General features: G+C 66.2%; 12 protein-coding genes. 9 read left to right on the plus strand and 3 right to left on the minus strand.

What is annotated here, in order from left to right; all coding sequences use genetic code 11:
- Window positions 1-185: 185 nt before the first annotated feature.
- The gene (locus tag H4O11_RS14225) at window positions 186-3,374 is read left to right on the plus strand and encodes a TonB-dependent receptor (protein WP_182340092.1); all 3,189 of its coding nucleotides are present in this window, start codon (window positions 186-188) and stop codon (window positions 3,372-3,374) included.
- Between the two features lie 38 nt (window positions 3,375-3,412).
- On the plus strand, window positions 3,413-7,234 hold the full coding sequence (locus H4O11_RS14230) for a LamG domain-containing protein (protein WP_182340093.1): 3,822 nt from the start codon (window positions 3,413-3,415) through the stop codon (window positions 7,232-7,234).
- Between the two features lie 81 nt (window positions 7,235-7,315).
- Here H4O11_RS14230 and H4O11_RS14235 read toward each other — a convergent pair whose 3' ends face one another.
- The 3 genes from H4O11_RS14235 to H4O11_RS14245 all read right to left on the minus strand — a co-directional run bounded on the left by H4O11_RS14235 (window position 7,316) and on the right by H4O11_RS14245 (window position 10,659).
- A complete protein-coding gene (locus H4O11_RS14235) occupies window positions 7,316-7,903 on the minus strand; it encodes a cysteine dioxygenase family protein (RefSeq protein WP_182340094.1) in 588 nt (195 codons plus the stop codon).
- A 141-nt stretch (window positions 7,904-8,044) separates the two neighbouring features.
- Window positions 8,045-9,667 (minus strand): carboxylesterase/lipase family protein, encoded by a 1,623-nt coding sequence (locus H4O11_RS14240; RefSeq protein WP_182340095.1) that lies wholly within the window; start codon window positions 9,665-9,667, stop codon window positions 8,045-8,047.
- Window positions 9,664-10,659 (minus strand): alpha/beta hydrolase, encoded by a 996-nt coding sequence (locus H4O11_RS14245; RefSeq protein WP_246333502.1) that lies wholly within the window; start codon window positions 10,657-10,659, stop codon window positions 9,664-9,666. The genes H4O11_RS14240 and H4O11_RS14245 overlap by 4 nt, the downstream gene beginning before the upstream one ends.
- 157 nt (window positions 10,660-10,816) lie before the next feature.
- On the opposite strand from H4O11_RS14245, the gene H4O11_RS14250 reads away from it, so the two are divergent.
- From H4O11_RS14250 to kduI, 7 genes are all read left to right on the plus strand, one after another.
- Entirely contained in the window at window positions 10,817-11,650 is an 834-nt protein-coding gene (locus H4O11_RS14250; RefSeq protein WP_246333503.1) for a 2-keto-4-pentenoate hydratase, read from the plus strand.
- 37 nt (window positions 11,651-11,687) lie between these two features.
- Complete coding sequence (locus H4O11_RS14255) at window positions 11,688-12,689, plus strand: TRAP transporter substrate-binding protein (RefSeq protein ID WP_182340096.1); 1,002 nt, start codon at window positions 11,688-11,690, stop codon at window positions 12,687-12,689.
- Between the two features lie 11 nt (window positions 12,690-12,700).
- Window positions 12,701-13,243: a TRAP transporter small permease gene (locus H4O11_RS14260; protein ID WP_182340097.1), complete on the plus strand. Its 543-nt coding sequence runs from the start codon at window positions 12,701-12,703 to the stop codon at window positions 13,241-13,243.
- A gap of 2 nt (window positions 13,244-13,245) precedes the next feature.
- Window positions 13,246-14,529: a TRAP transporter large permease gene (locus H4O11_RS14265; RefSeq protein ID WP_182340098.1), complete on the plus strand. Its 1,284-nt coding sequence runs from the start codon at window positions 13,246-13,248 to the stop codon at window positions 14,527-14,529.
- 77 nt (window positions 14,530-14,606) lie between these two features.
- Window positions 14,607-16,196, plus strand: a complete 1,590-nt coding sequence (locus H4O11_RS14270) for a family 43 glycosylhydrolase (protein ID WP_182340099.1) — start codon at window positions 14,607-14,609, stop codon at window positions 16,194-16,196.
- A 39-nt stretch (window positions 16,197-16,235) separates the two neighbouring features.
- The gene (locus tag H4O11_RS14275; RefSeq protein WP_182340100.1) at window positions 16,236-17,297 is read left to right on the plus strand and encodes a LacI family DNA-binding transcriptional regulator; all 1,062 of its coding nucleotides are present in this window, start codon (window positions 16,236-16,238) and stop codon (window positions 17,295-17,297) included.
- A gap of 146 nt (window positions 17,298-17,443) precedes the next feature.
- Complete coding sequence (gene kduI, locus H4O11_RS14280; protein WP_182340101.1) at window positions 17,444-18,292, plus strand: 5-dehydro-4-deoxy-D-glucuronate isomerase; 849 nt, start codon at window positions 17,444-17,446, stop codon at window positions 18,290-18,292.
- The last annotated feature ends 3 nt before the right edge of the window (window positions 18,293-18,295 follow it).

An 18,295-nucleotide genomic window follows, 5' to 3' on the forward strand; every position in this document is an offset into this window, starting at 1 on the left:
ACGGACGCCTGCGACACCGTGCCTGCTGCTGCGGCGCAAGATGCCTGCGCTGCGGTTGCTTTGCTACGTTCCCGTGACCTGCGGTGTCAGCAAGACGTTGCGCCGAGGCAGCGTTCCGGGGAAAGGCCGGAACGCCGCCTGCTGCATCCACGCACGCTTGAGGACACCCTGGGAGGGGAAACGAGATGGATTTTCCGCACGCCTGCCGTCGCGCCACCGGACATGCGCCGGCCACCCTGCTTGCCTTGTCGATTGCGCTGGCCCTGGCCAGCACCGCCGCCGCCCAGCAGACGCCGGAGGCCGCCGCCGGCGGCCCCACCGCCGTGGACCTGGACAAGGTCGAGGTCAAGGCCACTTATCGCGAAAGCCTGCAGCAGTCGCTGGATGAGAAGCGCTACAGCGTCGAGCAGGTAGATGCGATCTACGCCGAGGACATCGGCAAATTCCCGGACCTCAACCTGGCCGAGTCGATGCAGCGCATCGCCGGCGTATCCATCGACCGCGAAGGGGGCGAGGGCCAGCAGATCTCCGTGCGTGGACTGGGATCGGACTTCACCCGCGTGCGCATCAATGGGCTGGAAGCCTTGTCCACGGCCGGCAGCGGCACCGCCGGTGTAAACCGTAGCCGCGGATTCGATTTCAATACCTTTGCCTCCGAGCTGTTCAGCCGGGTCAAGGTCAGCAAGACCCAGTCGGCGCAGGCCGACGAAGGTTCGCTGGGCGCCACGGTGGACCTGCGTGCGTCGCGCCCGTTCGATTTCGATGGCTTCCAGGCTTCGCTCAATGGCCAGTATGGCTTCAACGAACTCTCGCGCAGCAAGGATCCGCGCATGTCCGCCCTGCTCAGCAATACCTGGGCGGACGGGCGTTTCGGCGCATTGATGTCGGTTGCATACAGCAAGCGCACCATCTTCGAGGAAGGCTACAACCCGGTGCGCTGGGAGCATGGCAACCATCGCAACTCCAACCAGAGCAATGCCGCCAACAACGGCACCTATGGTTTCTGCAGCCCGCTGGGCTATGACCCGCAGACACCGCGCAACCCGCTGGCGAACGAAACCGCTGCCGGCACGGGCAGCGCCGCCGACCAGGCGCGCAACAATGGCTGGGGCAGCTACGGCATCGACGCCGCGCATTGTGGTCCCGGCCTGGACCGCCCGGCTGCGACCGCCGGGAACATCGCCGCCTACGAGACCGCTACCAACGCCTGGATACCGCGCTACCCGCGCTACATCCGCACCGAGCACGAAATCAAGCGCCTGGGCGTGACGGGTGCGCTGCAGTTCAAGTTCAGCGACGACAGCCTGCTCAACCTGGACCTGATGTATTCCAGGCTGGACAAGGACCAGCGCGAGGACTCGCTGGGCGCCAACCTGCATCGCACCGCCCAATACGGTGGCAAGACCCAGATCGTGGTCCGCGAGGCCGAAGTCGATGACCGCAACCGCCTGGTCTACGGCGTGTTCGACAACGTCGACTTCCGCACCGAATCGACCGCCATCGAGGAAAGCACCGAGTTCAAGCAGGTCAGCCTGAACTTCGAACACCGCTTCAACGATGCGGTGCGGCTGGATGCGCTGGTCGGCCATTCGGCATCCAGCTTCGAGCGCCCGGTGTTCTCGATGGTCAGCTTCGACAACAGCAACCTGGATGGCTTCGTGCTGGATGGGCGCGGAAACGCCAGCATGCCGTCGATGCACTTCCCCTTCGCACTGAACGATCCCAATGCGTGGCAATGGCTGGGTTATGGCACCGCGCCGGTCAATGCCAACGGCACCGCGCAGGGCAGCAACATCAGCGAAGTACGCCTGAACCCGAACTACGTCGACAACCAGTTCGACACGGCCAAGGTCGACCTGACCTTCAACATCTCGCCGACCTTCACCCTGCGTGGTGGCCTTGCCTACAAGGACTACGACATGAGCACGCAGGAGTACCGCAACATCAGCTACGGGCGCCTGTCGCAGGCACTGCCCGACGGCACCGGCGTGGGTGACCTGGGCACCACGCTCAATGGCTTCGGCAGGAGCCTGGACGGTGCGGTGCCGTCGAGCTGGCTGATTCCGGATTTCAAGCGCGTGGCCGAGCTGCTGGACATCTATTGCAACTGCGACACCGGCAACCTGGGCGGTGACTACCGCCTGGCCGGCGTCGGTCACTTCGGTTCATCCAACAACAACTTCGACGTCAACGAGAAGAGCCATGCCAGCTACCTGCAGCTGGACTTCAACACCGACCTGTGGGGCAAGCCGTTCCGCGGCAACATCGGCATGCGCTACGTGCAGACCCGGATCACCGCCGACGGCTATGCACCGTGCCAGGCTGCCGACAGTGGTGACCTGTCCGGGGCATGCGAGCCGTTCCTAGGCGTGGCCAGCGCAACGGCCGATGCCGGCGAACGCCTGCTGGTCGGCACCCGCGTTGGCCACAAGTACGACGACTGGCTGCCCTCGCTCAACCTCGCATGGGACCTGACCGACACCTTCGTGCTGCGTTTCGGCGCGGCCAAGACCATGGCCCGCCCGACCCTGTCCAACCTGTCGCCCAGCGTCAGCGGCGGGCCGAGCGCCTTCCTTGACGAAGACCGCTACTACTCGATCAACCTGGGCAACCCGAAACTGGATCCGTTCCGCTCCACCAACTACGACCTGAGCGCGGAATGGTACTTCCAGGAGGGCGCGCTGCTTTCGGCCGCGGTGTTCTACAAGGACATCGAGACCTACGTGCAGCGCACCCGGCTGCTCACCACCTGGGCGGACATGGGCTACTCGCTGGACCTGCTGCCGACGGGCTTCAGCCCCAACACGCTGTTCAACGTGCAGAGCTACTTCAACACCCCGGGCGGCCCGCTCAAGGGCTATGAACTGACCTACCAGCAGCCTTTCAGCTTCCTGCCGGGCTTCTGGCGCAACTTTGGCATCCAGCTGAACTACACGCACGTGGACTCGAAGATCCAGTACCTGTTCAGCTCGGGCAGCGGCAACACCATCGTCACCACGTACACCGAGAACGACCTGCTGAACCTGTCGCCGAACTCGTACAACGCAACCCTGTACTACGACGATGGGCGTTTCAGCGCCCGCGTTTCCACCAGCTACCGCGATGCCTACATCAACCAGATCCTGGCCCAGGAGAACGTCTGGGACCTGGATGGCAACCCGTTGGCTACCGGCGACGTGACCGGCAAGTACAGCGTGGAGAACGTGGACTTCAACATGTCGTGGAAGTTCAACGACAACCTGACCATGAGCTTCGAAGCGATCAACCTGCTGGACACCGCCGACGAACGTTACGTGGATTCGTCGCTTTCCCTGCCTGACCGTTATACCCAGACCGGCCGCCAGTATTACGTTGGCCTCCGCTACAAGTTCTGAGCGTGAACGCATTCGCCCGTTGTCGAAAGGAAGGTTCCATGCCGCACCCATCCATCGCCGTCGCCTCCTCGCCCCGCCGTGGCCTGCTTGCCCTGGCCATCGCGCTGATCGCTTCGCCAGCCATGGCGGCGGAACCGCCGACGCTGCTGTTCCATGTCGATGCCGGCAAGGGACTGGAAGCGGAGGTCGCCCACGGCGACCCGGTGCCGAACTTCCGCGACAAGGTGCAGGTGGTCGACGATGGTGCGCGCGGCAAGGCGATCCAGTGGGAGGACGATGGCGTGCTGTCCTGGGACGCGCCGGGCAACATCCTGGCCCAGCGCGGCACGCTGGCATTCGACTGGCGCCCACGCTATGCGGTCGGCGAGACGCCGTTCGTGATCTTCCGCGTTGGCTATGCCGACCATAGCAGCTGGGACATGGCGTGGCTGCGCATCGACTGGAACGGGCATGGTTTCGATGCGTTCGTCACCGACGCCAACCTGGCGCGCACCCGCGTGTCCTTCAAGCTGCCGCAGGACCCTCGCCCGGACCAGTGGATGCACCTGGCCTTTGGATGGGACGAAGACCTCGGGGTACGGCTGTTCGTCGACGGCAAGGAAGTGGCCCGGGTCGATGCCACGGCGGACTATGACGCGGCACTGGACCAGCTCGGCCTGGCAGGCCGGGTGATGGCGCCTTACCAGGTGCAAAGCCGCTACAACTTCCTGCGCGGCAGCGATTTCCAGCACATCCGTGTCTACGACCGCCTGCTCGATGCACCGGCGGTGGCCGCGTTGGCGCGTGGCCAGGCGGTGTCTACCGCCTTCGCCGCACCCACCGACGAACGCGCCTGGCGCCACCGTTTCGGCTGGGAAGGCGCTGCGCCGCCGGCGCTGGCCAGTGGCAACACCCGCATCCGCAAGGTCGAGTTCGCCGATACCAGGGACCTGAAGCAGTGGATGTGGAAGGCCACCGATGGCATCGCCGAAACCACCTGGCCCGGCGTGTACAACCGATCGCGGCTGCCCGGTCGCAACGACTACTTCCAGCTGCCGGACTGGAATACCTACGTCGAAGGCGGCCAGCACCTGGACCTGGCCCTGCCCGAGGGCGAGACGGTGAACCGCGTGGAAGTACGCGGCGCAGCGTTCGGCACCCTGGCCCACGGTGATGACGCCGCCAGTGCCAGCAAGGTACTGCTGCGCAGGCCGCAGGGCGTGGTCCGCAGCGTGGATGACATTCCTGCCCAGCGCGGCGGCGTGCTGCGCTTCTCCAACGTCGAACAGGAAACGCCGATCCAGGAAATCTGGGCCTACCACGTTGAAGATGGCGCCGAGCCGGAAGGCAGCGTCAAGCAGACCTATTTCATCGACAGCCAGGCATTGCCGGATTACACCAACCTCGATGCCCTGCGCCGCTACATCGACGGCCGCTACCCCGAGGCGGAACGCAGCACGGTGATGGCGCTGCCCAAGGGCGCCGGGTCGCGACGCCGCGATGCAGGCAGCCTGCCGGCGCAGCCGCGCCCGATCGTGCATGTGCTGGTTCCTTCCGGGGTGGGCGATGCGCCCGCGAACCAGCCATTGATCCGCAGTTGGGCGCACAGCTGGGAGAACATGCATGACGGACTGGATGGCGTTGCCATCGACCTGCCTGCGCTGGACCTGCCCGCCACCCACGATGGCCTGATCCCGCTCAACATCCGCATCAAGGATCCGATCTGGCCGGCGCGCGACATGATCGACGTGTCCGTTTCGGTGAAGCCGGGGCAGCAACGGACGGTGTTCCTGGACCTGCGCGACCGCATCCTCACCGCCGACAGCCTGTGGCTGAGCATCGCCTCGGCTGCGCCCGGCTTCGACGCGCGCGCGCTGGACGGTGCCGAAATCCGCATGGTGTTCAAGCCCCGCGCCGAAGCGATCAAGGAGCATGTAGCCGACCGCTTCAACCAGGTGCGCGACAACTGGGGGTTCCTGGTCGAAGAACACACCACCTCCAAGCGCCAGCGCCTGTATGCGCGCGTGTACGCCGACCTGAGCGACCTGCTGCGCGTCGACCCGGACCACGCACTGGGGCGCCTGTACTGGAACTACATCAGCTACAACAGCCAGGGCAAGCCACCGTTCACCGCCCCGGATGTCCCCAAGGGGGTGCCGGCCTGGGCATTCCACCAGACGCAGGACCTGAAATACGTGCGCCGTTTCATCGACTGGTGGATCGACAACCGCCAGGTCGGCTACGGCGATTTCGGCGGTGGCATCTCCGATGATTCCGACCTGACCCAGCAGTGGCCGGGGCTGGCGTTGATGGGTGTGCAGCCGGATCGCCTCAATGCCTCGCTGACCGCGTTGTCCGATGCGGTGTACCGCAACGGGATGTTCAGCAACGGGTTGAGCACCATCGAGACCGACGAGCTGCATTCCTACGAGGAAGGCATCAACACCAACAGCGCGATGCTGTACCTCAACTGGGGCGATCCACTCACCGTCGAGCGCCTGATGGAAACGGTGCGGGCGTTCGACGACAGGATCATCCTGCCCAACCCGCAGGGCCACCTGCTGTTCTCCAGCAACTGGTTCGGTGGCAACAAGGTCTATCGCGATCCGAACTGGCAATGGCAGAAGCCGTACTCGTTCCCGGTGCTGCATCCGGCGTTCCTGCTGGGCCAGTACAACGCCGACCCGACCGGTCGCCGGCTGGTCACCGGCCTGGCCGATGGTTATCTCGCCCACGCCCATAGCGACGACAAGGGCCAGTGGGTACTGCCCAACGAGATCGACTGGGCAACCGGCAAGACCCGCGGCGGTGAGCTCAACAACGGCTCTGGCAGCGGTGATGTCATGCACACCTTCTGGGCGGCCTGGCGCTGGACCGGAGATGACAAGTACCTCAAGGCGCTGGACTACCGCGTACAGCGCGGCGGCCCGGGCGCGCTGTCCAACCTGGGCGAGAACTTCGTCGAGGCGCTGGGGCGCCAGCAGGACTGGTATCCGAAGCTCACCGCCGACGCTGACAGCGGCAAGACGGGCTTTGCCAGCCTGATGGCCTGGCAGGCCACCGGCGATGTGAAATACATCGATGCACTGCACGTCGATGGCATCCAGGCCAAGGCACAACGCGAGTACATGAACACCGAGGGCCACTGGTGGTCGGACCGCGTGGAAGCGCCGAGCGAGTTCCTTCAACGCGCCCGCCTGGGCGGCATCGCGCTCAAGCGCAACCAGAGCTGGCCGGGGCATACGGTAAGCTGGCGCTTCGACCGTGACGATGCCGCCGAACAGGTGGCCCTGCTGGTGCATGCACCGTCGCGTGAGCGCTTCACCGTGACCAGCCATAACCTGTCCACGCGACCGATCAGCGCCGAGATGACCGGATGGAACGTGGCCAGCGGCACCTGGCGCGTGCGTAGTGGCGTGGATGCCGACGGCGATGGCCGCATCGATGGCAAGGCAGGCGAGCGCGAGGTGATGCTGGAGACCAGCGCCAGCACGCCCCTGCGGTTCCAGCCAGGCAGGACCGAAGTATTCGAGTTCGAGCTGATCGGCAAGGGCACGGTGGTGGAAACGCGCGCGGACCTGGGCGTGGGACGTGGCGACGTGCGGGTAGATGGGCGCCAGCTGCACGTGACCGTGCACAGCCTGGGCCATGTAGGCACCGGCGTGGGCGTGGCGGTGCTGGAAGACGTGCGTGGCCGCGAGATCGCACGGATTGAAGTGCCGGCGATGGAGGCACCGATCGACCTGCAGGCGAAGACCACCACGGTCAGCCTGCCACTGCCGGCGGGTGACCGCAGCGGCCTGCGCGTGCGCGTCGCGCTGGCCGACGGCGGTGAGGAAGTGACGCAGCTCAACAACATCGTCGCCGTGCCACCCCTGTAGCATCGGCCCGCATCTGTAGCGCCGGGCCATGCCCGGCGAGCGCGAAGCGCGGCCACCAGCCCGATCCTTCGGTGCCGCAGGCTATGCCGCGTCGGTATCCAACTGGTGCACCCGGCGCTGGTACCAGCCATCACCCAGCGGGTCGAACACCGTGCTGCGCTCCATCGGCCCCTGGTAGACATGCAGCGAGACCGCGATGTCGCCTTCGCTGGCGTTGCATAGCGTGTGGTACTCATGCGGTGGGATCAGGCTGCCCGCGCTGCCACGCCCGCCGTACAGCGTTTCCTGCGCGGCGAACCGGCAGCGTTCGCCATGCCGTTCCAGCAGCGCGTACGGGGTAACGACCAGTTCGCCGCGCCAGACTCCTTCAACGCACCACATTGCATCATGGTCATGCAGCGGCGTGCCCTGCCCCGGTCCCCAGCACATGGCGATGACGCTGTACCCGAGCCGCTGGCTGCGATGCAGTTCGCGGCGCGCATAACGGCCTTGTACCGGCCGATGCACGCAGGGGGGAAGTTCGATGCCAGGATCGCCGATGGCATTGCACAGGACCTGCTTCAACGCCGAGGTGATCGCCTTGGTATCGGCAAGGCTTACCGCTGCGTCAAGCGCAGCGATCAACCGCTCACGTCCGCGGAACGTCGGTGCTGTCGATATCTCTCCCATCTGCGCAGTGTAGGCGAGCCGGGTTAACAGTTTGTTCCAGCGCAGCCGACCACGTCGTGGATGAGCGAAATCTGCATGTTTTCGATGCAGATGGCCGAAAATGAGAGCGTTTCACGTGGCAACGGCGACAGCACCGGCGATTCAGAAGGTGCCGCGCTGCACGAAAGGCGCCTGCCCGTACAGCTCCCGCTCGCCGCCACGCGGGTCATCGGCCAGCGTGCTGTGGCGATCGAACAGCAGCGTCTGCCGCCGTGGCAGGCCATACGGCTCCCATTGCGGCAGGCCGCCATGGTTCGGATCCCCATGGCGGGCGAACGCGATCAAGGCGTCGCTCATCGCCGCCGCCACTGCACGCGCATCGTCGCCTGGGCCGGTACGTGAGCCGGGTTGCCCGGTATTGTCGAACACCAGCGGGATGTCCAGCGTATGGAACGCGCCGAACCTGCCGCCGTCCAGCGGCGAGCCCCAGTCCAGCTGGTAGGCCCAGGTAGGTGCCGCGCCAGCGGGCTGCCGTGCGCGCGCCTCCAGTTCCTCCACCGCACCGCGCCAGGAGCGGCCGGCGGTGGTGGCGGCGAAGAACACCTGCGATGGCGTGTAGTCCGGGTATAGCCGGCGATATCCGGCGATGATCCGTTGTGGCAGCAGGTCCACGTACTGCTCCTTCTCCAGCTTTGCCGGCAGCGTGTCCCAGGTGAGTTCGAAATTGCCCGGATCGTTGCCGAGGAAGGCGCGTGTCTCGTCGCGGGTATTGCCGATCACCATCGGAATGCGCGCGGACTGCTGCGGCGCGTCCGGCCAGAACGGGTGCCTCGGCAGCACCACGTCGTCCAGTACCGGGCCGACATACAGGCTGCTGTCCTCCACCCGTGACGGATCGCGCGCCTTGCCGGCCGTCAGCAGTCCGGCGGCCGGCAGGCGAAGCAGGCCATCGAGGTCCTTCGCGCCCACGGCACCCATGGCGATCGCCGCGCGTTGCGCGGCGGCACGCGGGCCTGCCGCCGTGACCTGCTGTCCACTCATCGTCCACGCGCGCTGGAACAGCCCCGTCGCTGCAGGCATCGCCATCAGCGTGGCGATCTTGGCGCCGCCCCCGGACTGACCGAACACGGTGATGTTCCGCGCATCCCCGCCGAACACACCGGCGTGCTCGCGCACCCACTGCAGTGCCTGCACGAGATCGAGCTGGCCGACGTTGCCGGAGGCTGCCACGCGTGGATCACCCAGTGCTCCCAGGTACAGATAGCCGAACAGGTTGAGCCGATGGTTGACGGTGACCACCACGACATCGCCACGCCGGCACAATGCACCGCCGTCGTACAGCGGATCGCTGCCGGAACCGTTGTTGAAGCCCCCGCCATGGATATAGAACAGGATTGGCCGTTTGCCGCCGTCATCGAGCGCGGGCGTCCACACGTTGAGGAACAGGCAGTCCTCGCTGCCGGGGCCCTCCTTTCCGCCCTGGGGTGCCGAAGCGCCAGGCTCCAGTGCGTCGGCGATACCACGCCATGACGCCTCGCGCCGTGGTGGCTGGAAGCGGTACGCGCTGGTGTCGGCGCCATAACGCAGGCCACGGAACACGTGGACGCCCTGCTCGCGCTGGCCACGCACGCGTCCGCCGCGTACGCGGGCGATGACCTGCCGGTCGGCATGCACGGGCGCGGCGAGGACCGGTGGCAGCAGCGTGGCGGCGCCTGCGGCGAATGCCCAGCGGGCGCTGTCGCGGAGGAAACGGCGGCGCTGCTGATCGGCGCGATCGATGCTCATGGCTGCTGCTCCTGGTCGGGCTGCAGCCAACGTTGGGCGATGGCCGGCCACAGGGCCGTGGTGGAACCCGGTGGGGTGCGCATGCCGAAGCCATGGCCGCCATGGGCGAAGACGTGCAGTTCGTGCTCGACGCCGTGGGCCGCCAGTGCCTGCGCCATCAGCAGGCTGTTGTCCACGCTGACCACCGTGTCATCGGCCGCATGCAGCAGCAGGGTCGGCGGCATGCCGCGGGTTACCTGCTGCTGCATCGAATAGCCCGTGACCAGGCCGGCATCCGGCTGCGCGCCCAGCAACCGCTGCCGTGAACCGGCGTGGGCCTGTGCGCCCATGTCGATCACCGGATAGACCAGGATCGCACGCGCCGGGCGCGCACTGAGCCGGTCGGCGGCATCCCGGGCGGGATAGGCCGGAGTATCGAAGCCCGTGGCCAGCCGCGCCGCGACATGTCCGCCGGCGGAGAACCCCATCACCGCCACGCTGTCCGGCTGCAGGCCCCGCCGTGGTGCCTGCGCCCGGATCAGCCGCATCGCGCGCTGGGCATCGGCCAGCGCTGCCTGGCGGTCGCGGCCTGCTTCAGGCAGGCGGTAGCGCAGCACGAACAGCGTGTAGCCGGCGCGGTCCACCCAGTCGGGGACAAGGTCGGTGCCTTCCTTGTCGATCACCACGCGCTGGTAGCCGCCTCCCGGAATGACCAGCAGCGCCTTCCCGTTCGGGTGCATGGGCGCATGCACCACCAGCCAGGGCGCATCGACCTGGTCGACATAGCGCTCCGGTCGGGTGGGGTCGGCGCTGCGCTCCACCACGTGTGGCGTGCGTGCACTGCCACGCTCGCCAGGTACCTGTCCAGCGGGCCATAGCGGGATAGGTTCACCAGTGGCATCCGCGACCGGTACAGCCGGCCCGGAAGGTGCGCGCAGCGGGGTCTCGGCGGCCATTGCCGGCATGGCCTGGAGCAAACCGGCAAGTACCAGGGTAAAAAGCGTGGATTGCATGCGGGGCAAGGCTCCGGACAGGAAGGAGATGGGGTGCGACAGCATCGCATCGTGGCCTCTGACGCACTGCACATTGCCAGATGACACCGGTTTACCATATACACGTCATCCGAATGCTGTCGATGCGCAGCGCAACAACGCCAAAGGGAGAGCCTCCTTGAGCAACGAACCCGGCAACACGGACCTGCCAGCCGGACAGGAAGAACAGGCTGCGGCGATCGCCAGCACCTTTACCGGCGCACGCCGCGCTGGCGCGTCACTGCCCGATTTCCCGGGCAGCATCCCCGTCGACCTGGTCCAGGCCTATCACGTGCAGGACCTGGCCATCGACCAGTGGGACGATCAGGTGGTCGGCTGGAAGGTCGGTTACATCGCGGCCGAGCGCCGTGATGCCTCCGGAGACGACCGCCTGCTGGGTCCGATCTTCAAACGTCGGCTGCAGGATGCTACCGGTGGAACAGCGGTGGATATCCAGGTCTTCGAGGGCGGTTTCGCCGCCGTGGAGGCCGAGTACGTGATGGAGCTGTTGGAGGACGCACCCTCGGACCAGCTGGAATGGACCCCGGAGCAGGCCGAAGCCCTGCCGGCCCGGCTGTATATCGGCGTGGAAGTGGCAAGCAGCCCGTTGGCCACCATCAACATCCTGGGCCCGCTGGTCGTGGTGTCCGATTTCGGCAACAACAACGGCCTGGTGCTTGGCCCGGAGATCCCGGACTGGACCACGCGCGATGACAACGCGCTGCGCGCGGAGACGCTGGTTGAAGGCAGCGTGGTGGGAACCGGCGGGGCCGACCGCCTGCCCGGTGGCCTGCGTACTGCGTTTGCCTTCGCGCTGGCACGCTCGGCCAAGCGCGGTCGCCCGCTCAAGCGCGGTGATCTTGTCGCCACCGGTAATGCAACCGGTATCCATGACATCACCGTAGGCCAGACGGCGCTGGTGCGCTTTGCCGGCTTCGGTGACATTGCCTGCAGGGCCGTAGCGGCGGGTTGACCGCCACGGACCAGTGAACCGGCGCGGGAGGGCGCAGATGATCACACGTAGAAATTTCCTGGCCACCAGCCTTGGCGCGCTTGCCGCGCCGATGCTGCCCGGCTGCAGTGGTTCCAGCGGCGATGCCCCGGGCGGGCACCTGCTCACCGCCACTGACGTGCACGTGGCCGACTACCCCACCGTGACCGCGGTGAAGTGGATCGGGCAGACCCTTGAACGCGAGACCGGTGGCCGCCTGCGGCTGCGCCAGTACCACTCCGGGCAGCTGGGCCGCGAGTCCGAGGCGATCGACATGGCACGCTTCGGCGCCATCGACATCACCCGGGTGTACTCCGGCGCGCTCAACAATGCCTTCCCCCTGACCCAGGCGCTGTGCCTGCCCTATGTGTTCGATTCGGTCGCACACATGCGTGCGGCACTCGATGGCGGGGTGGCCGAAGCCGTGCTGCGCGGCTTCGAAACACGCGACCTGGTGGGCCTGGCGATCTACGATTCCGGTGCCCGCTGCTTCTACAACACCAAGCACCCCATCGTGGAACCGAATGACCTGCATGGCCTGAAGCTGCGCGTGGCGTCGTCGGACATCTTCATCCAGCTGATGCGCCTGTTCGGCGCCAACCCGACGCCGATGTCGCTGGGCGACACGTTCTCCGGCATGGAAACGCACATGATCGACGGTGCGGAAAACAACATGCGCAGCTTCCATTCCAGCCGCCATTTCGAAGCGGCGCATTACTGGTCGCACAGCGACCACTCCTATGCCCCGGACGTGCTGCTGATGTCCCGTGCCAGCCTGGAGCAGCTGCAGCCGGCTGACCGCCAACTGCTGCTGGAGACGGCCCGCGCCTCGGTGGAGGTGATGCGCGAACAGTGGGACGCCTCCGAGGACGCGGCACGCAAGGCCGTGATCGACTTCGGAGTGAAGGTCAACGAGGTCGACATGGCTGCCTTCCGCAAGGCGGCCGATCCCTTGCTGCAGGAATACCTGAAGCAACCCGAGCTGGCCGCGCTGGCCCGCCGCATCCGCGATTTCGCCTGAGGAATGTATCCATGACCGACACGACGACCCCCGTCGCCCGCGATCCTGGCAGGCACCCGGGCCAGCGCCTGCTGGACCGCATCGCCGACGTCGCCATCTACGTTGCCGTCGCTGCCCTGCTGGGCCTGGTGGTGGTACAGGGCTGGCAGGTATTCGCGCGCTACGTGATCAACGATTCGCCCAGCTGGACCGAACCGGTGACGCTGTTGCTGCTGAGCACCGCGATGAGCCTGGGTGCGGCCTGCGGCGTGCACACCAACCGTCATTTCGGCTTCTTCCTGCTGGCCGCGTACATGCGCCCTGCCCTGCGCCGCGTGGTGGATACCTTCTCCCAGCTGGTGGTCGCGGTACTGGGCGGCTTCATCGCGGTCTGGGCAATGGTGCTGCTGCTGGACGGCATGGCCATCAAGGCGGCCGGTGCCAACCTGCCGCAGAGCATCAACTACCTGCCGCTGTCCATCGGTGGAGCGCTGATGGTGCTGTTCGCACTGGACCGCGCGTGGCAGGTACTGCACCCGGCGGTGCCGGCCGCCGACGCTGAAGGAGATCGTTGAACATGGGTATCGCACTGCTCTTCTTCGTATTCGCGCTGCTGCTGTTGATCGGCGTACCGGTGGCCTATGCGTTGGCCGCCGCCGCGCTGGCCACCCTGCTGTACCTGGACATTCCCAGCATCGTGCTGGTGCAGCAGATCTCCGCCGGCACCGGCTCGGCGTCGCTGATCGCCATTCCGCTGTTCATCTTCGCCGGCGAGATCATGATGCGCGGCGGCATCTCCGAACGCCTGATCGCGCTGGCGTCGTCGCTGGTCGGCCGCATGCGTGGCGGCCTCGGCCAGGTATCCATCCTGTCATCGCTGTTCTTCGGCGGCGTTTCGGGCTCGGCCATCGCCGACGTGTCCGCGGTGGGCGGTACGATGATTCCGCAGATGGTGAAACGGGGCTATGACCGCGATTTCGCGGTCAATGTCAGCATCACCGCCGCGCTGGTGGCGCTGCTGGTCCCGCCATCGCACAACCTGATCCTGTTCTCGGCCGCCGCAGGTGGCGGCCTGTCCATTGCCGATCTGTTCGCGGCGGGCATCGTACCGGCGCTGTTGATGACCGTGACCCTGATGGTCACCGGCTACCTGGTCGCGCGCCGCCGTGGCTACGGCGTGGAAGTGTTTCCTGGCTGGCGTGCAGTGCTGTTGCGCACCGTATCGGCCCTGCCCGGCCTGGGCCTGGTGGCGCTGATCTTCATCGGCATCCGTGCCGGCATCTTCACCGCGGTGGAAAGTGCGGCCATCGCCGTGGTCTACGCGTTGCTGGTGACCACCGTGCTGTACCGGCAGCTGCCCTGGCGCGAGTTCTTCGGCACCGTCATCCACGCTGCGCGCAGCACCGGCGTGATCCTGTTCGTGATCGCCACCGCCGCCGTGTTCGGTTGGTTGCTGGCCTACCTGCAGGTACCGACCGCTGCGGTGGACTTCCTGCAGTCGTTCGCGCACAGCCAGTTCATGGTGCTGTTGATGATCGTGGTGATGCTCCTGCTGCTGGGTACCTTCATGGACCTGGCGCCGATGATCCTGATCTGCACGCCGATCTTCCTGCCGGTGGCCAAGGCCTATGGCATCGACCCGATCCATTTCGGCCTGGTGCTGGTGTTGACCGGCGGCCTCGGCCTGGTGACCCCGCCGGTAGGCTCGGTGCTGTTCATCGGCACCGCCATCGGCAAGATCACCGTGGGCCAGAGCATGCGCAGCATCTGGCCGTTCTGGTTCGCCGCGCTGGCCGTACTGCTGGTCGTCACCTTCTTCCCCGGCCTGTCGCTATGGCTGCCACAGCTGCTGCGCGCGTGATGGACACGGGCACGCAGCCACGCTCCTTGCCGGGCATCGTCCGGCATGACCGATCATCCTTCCCGGGAGGAAATACGATGCAGTTGAAGCACGCTTTGAAAACCCTGCTTGCCGGTGGGCTGTTGCTGCTGGCCTCGATGGCCGTCGCCGCCGAGCCCGCTGCCGCGCCGACGTGGAAGCGTGGCATCGAGAACCAGCGCCAGGCCGATCTCGGCAACGGCAGCTTCCTCAACCCGGTCTTCGCCGGTGATCGGCCGGACCCTTCGGTACTGAAGGATGGTGATGACTATTATCTCACCCTCTCCTCGTTCGATGCCTACCCCGGCCTGCCGCTGTGGCACTCGCGCGACCTGGTCAACTGGCAACCGCTGGGCCATGCGATCACGAAGAATGTCGGCGCGATCTGGGCACCGGACATCATCAAGCACGAAGGCCGCTACTACATCTACTTCCCCGCGCGCACCGGCGAGACCCGCAGCAACTTCGTGGTCTGGGCCGACGACATCAAGGGGCCGTGGAGCGAGCCGATCGACATCGGCCTGGAGAAGTACATCGACCCGGGCCATGCCGTCGGCGAAGACGGCAAGCGCTATCTGTTCCTCAGCGGCGGCGACTACGTGCAACTGGCCGACGATGGCCTGAGCGTGGCCGGCACGCCGAAACACGTCTACGACGGCTGGAAATACCCGGAAAGCTGGGATGTCGAGGCGTACGCGCAGGAAGGCCCGAAGATCAATTTCCGCGATGGCTGGTACTACATGACCACCGCCGTGGGGGGAACCGCCGGTCCGCCGACCGGGCACATGGTGATCACCGCGCGTTCGCGTTCGATCCATGGCCCGTGGGTGAATGCCCCGAACAATCCGATCATGCGTACGCAGTCGGCGGCCGAACCCTGGTGGTCGCGCGGCCATGCCACGGTGATCGAAGGCACCGACGGACGCTGGTGGATGATGTACCACGGTTACGAGAACGGGTACTGGACGCTGGGGCGGCAGGCGCTGCTGGAACCCATCGAGTGGACCGACGACGGCTGGTTCGTGGCCAAGGGCGACGATCTGGGGCAACCGTTGCGCAAGCCGTCCGGCGAATCGGTCGGCCAGCACGGCATGGCGCTCTCGGACAGCTTCAGCGGCAGCAAGCTCGGCCCGCAATGGTCGTTCTTCAACCCTGCACAGGACGAGTACAGGCGCCTGGGGTTCACCGGCAACGGGTTGGTGCTGCAGGGCAAGGGCGAGACGCCGCGCGACAGCTCGCCGCTGACCGCCATTGCCGGTGACAAGGCCTACCAGTTCGAGGTCGAGATGGACATCGCCCCCGGCGCGGTCGGCGGTGCCCTGCTCTACTACAGCGACCGCCTGTACGTGGGCGTGGGCAGCAACGGCGAGAAGTTCATCATGCACCGCTACGGCGAGGAGCGCCCCACCCGGCTGCCGCCGGGCGAGAAAGGTGGCAAGCTGTGGCTGCGGGTCACCAACAACCGCCACATCGTGACCATCCATTCCAGCACCGATGGCACGACCTGGCAGAAGTATCCCGTCCAGATGGAGGTGTCCGGTTACCATCACAACGTGGCCGGCAAGTTCCTGGCGCTGAAACCGGCCATCTATGCGGCCGGTGACGGTGCGGTGACCTTCCGCAATTTCCGCTACCGCGCGCTCGATTGAGCGCGCGGCCAGAATCCCTGGGCTTACCTGGTTCAAGACATGTCAGTGCGCAACAAGAACGATGCTGCTCCGTCGGCATTCGGAAAGGGCAAGGCCGCCACGATCAACGACATCGCACGACTGTCGGGGGTCTCCAAGAAAACGGTTTCAAGGATCATCAACAACTCGCCGCTGGTCCGCAAGGACACGCGCGAGAAGGTTGAAGCGCTGATGCGCGAAGTGGGCTACACGCCGGATCCCCTGGCCCGGGGGCTGGCGTTCCGACGCTCGTTCCTGATCGGCATGGTGTACGACAACCCGACTGCGCAATACATCGTCGACATGCAGTACGGCGCGCTGGATGCCCTGCGCGGTTCCAGCTTCGAACTGGTGGTGCATCCCTGCGACAGCCGCAGTCCGGGTTATATCGATGGCGTCTGCCGCTTCGTGCAGCAGCAGAAGCTGCACGGGGTGATCCTGGTGCCGCGTGCCTCGGAAGACCAGGCGCTGGCCGACGCGCTGGCCGAGGTCGGTTGCCGCTTCACCCGCATCGCCTCGCTGCCGCTGGACGAAACCTCGCAGATGGTGGTCACCCACGACCGCGACGGTGCTGCCGAAGCGGCCGATTACCTGCTGTCGCTGGGCCATCGCGATATCGCCCTGGTAACCGGGCCGAGCGCCTACCGCTCGGCGCATGAACGCACCGCAGGCTTCATCGAGGCCCTGGCAAAACGCGGCATCGAGCTGCCGAAGGATCGCATCGTCGAAGCCGGCTACACCTTTGAATCCGGCGTGGCGGCGGCAGAGAAGCTGCTGCTGGGCAAGCAGCGGCCGACCGCCATCTTCACCGGCAACGATGAAATGGCCGCGGGTATCTACAAGGTGGCGCTGCGGGCGGGTATCAACATCCCGCGCCAGCTGTCGATCATCGGCTACGACGACAGCCCGTTGGCTTCGCGCCTGTGGCCGTCGTTGACCTCGGTCCGCCGGCATACGCGCGATACCGGGCGCACGGCGGCGGCGATGCTGATCCAGCCCGAAGGCCAGCCGACGATGCAGATCGCCAGCGTGCGTCCGCACCTGATCGTGCGGGATTCGTGCCAGCCACCGGAAGACGAATGAATCGAAATGCGCCGGGGATGACCCGGCGCCACTGCACCAGCGCGGTACCTTGCGCTGCAAAATGACACCGGTGTCCAAGGCGGCTAGAATGCCTCGTAAACCGCGCCGGAGCCGATTCGTCGGCTCGCCCCTGCTCTGGAGAAGCCATGTACTGCAAGACCCACTACGCCACCCATCCCGATGCCATCAAGGGCGCCAGCAATGACGACCTGCGCGATCTGTACCTGCTCGATGGGCTGTTCAACGCCGATGCGGTGACCCTGAAGTACACCCATTACGAGCGTTTCGTGCTCGGCGGCGCCGCGCCGGTCACCGGTCCGGTATCACTGCCGAAGCAGACCGAGCCGGCTTCCGCTGCGGGCCACCCGTTCCTGGAGCGCCGCGAGCTGGGCGTGATCAATGTCGGCGCCGGCAGCGGCACCGTCACCGTGGATGGCACCGTGTTCAAGCTGGGCCCGAAGGACGGCCTGTACGTCGCCATGGGCAGCACCGACGTGGTGTTCGCCTCCGACGACGCGGCCACCCCGGCGCAGTTCTACCTGGCCTCCACCCCGGCGCATGCCCGCTTCGAGACCAAGGCACTGTCGATCAAGGACGCCGTCGCCCTGGACCGTGGTTCGCTCGAAACCAGCAACGAGCGCACCATCTACCAGTACATCGTGCCGGCCACCTGCCAGTCCTCGCAGCTGCTGCTGGGCCTGACCGTGCTGAAGCCGGGCAGCGTGTGGAACACCATGCCGCCGCACCTGCACGACCGCCGCAGCGAGGTCTATTTCTACTTCGACCTGGGCGGGAACGACCGCGTCTACCACTTCATGGGCGAACCGGAAGCGCAGCGCCACATCGTCATGCAGAACAACGAAGCGGTGGTGTCGCCGCCGTGGTCGATCCACATGGGCGCCGGCACCAGCAACTACGCGTTCATCTGGGCGATGGGCGGCGAGAACCTGGATTACACCGACATGCACGTGCTGGACATCTGCCAGCTCAAGTAACGC

Source organism: Stenotrophomonas tumulicola, assembly GCF_014117215.1.
Classification (GTDB): domain Bacteria; phylum Pseudomonadota; class Gammaproteobacteria; order Xanthomonadales; family Xanthomonadaceae; genus Stenotrophomonas; species Stenotrophomonas tumulicola.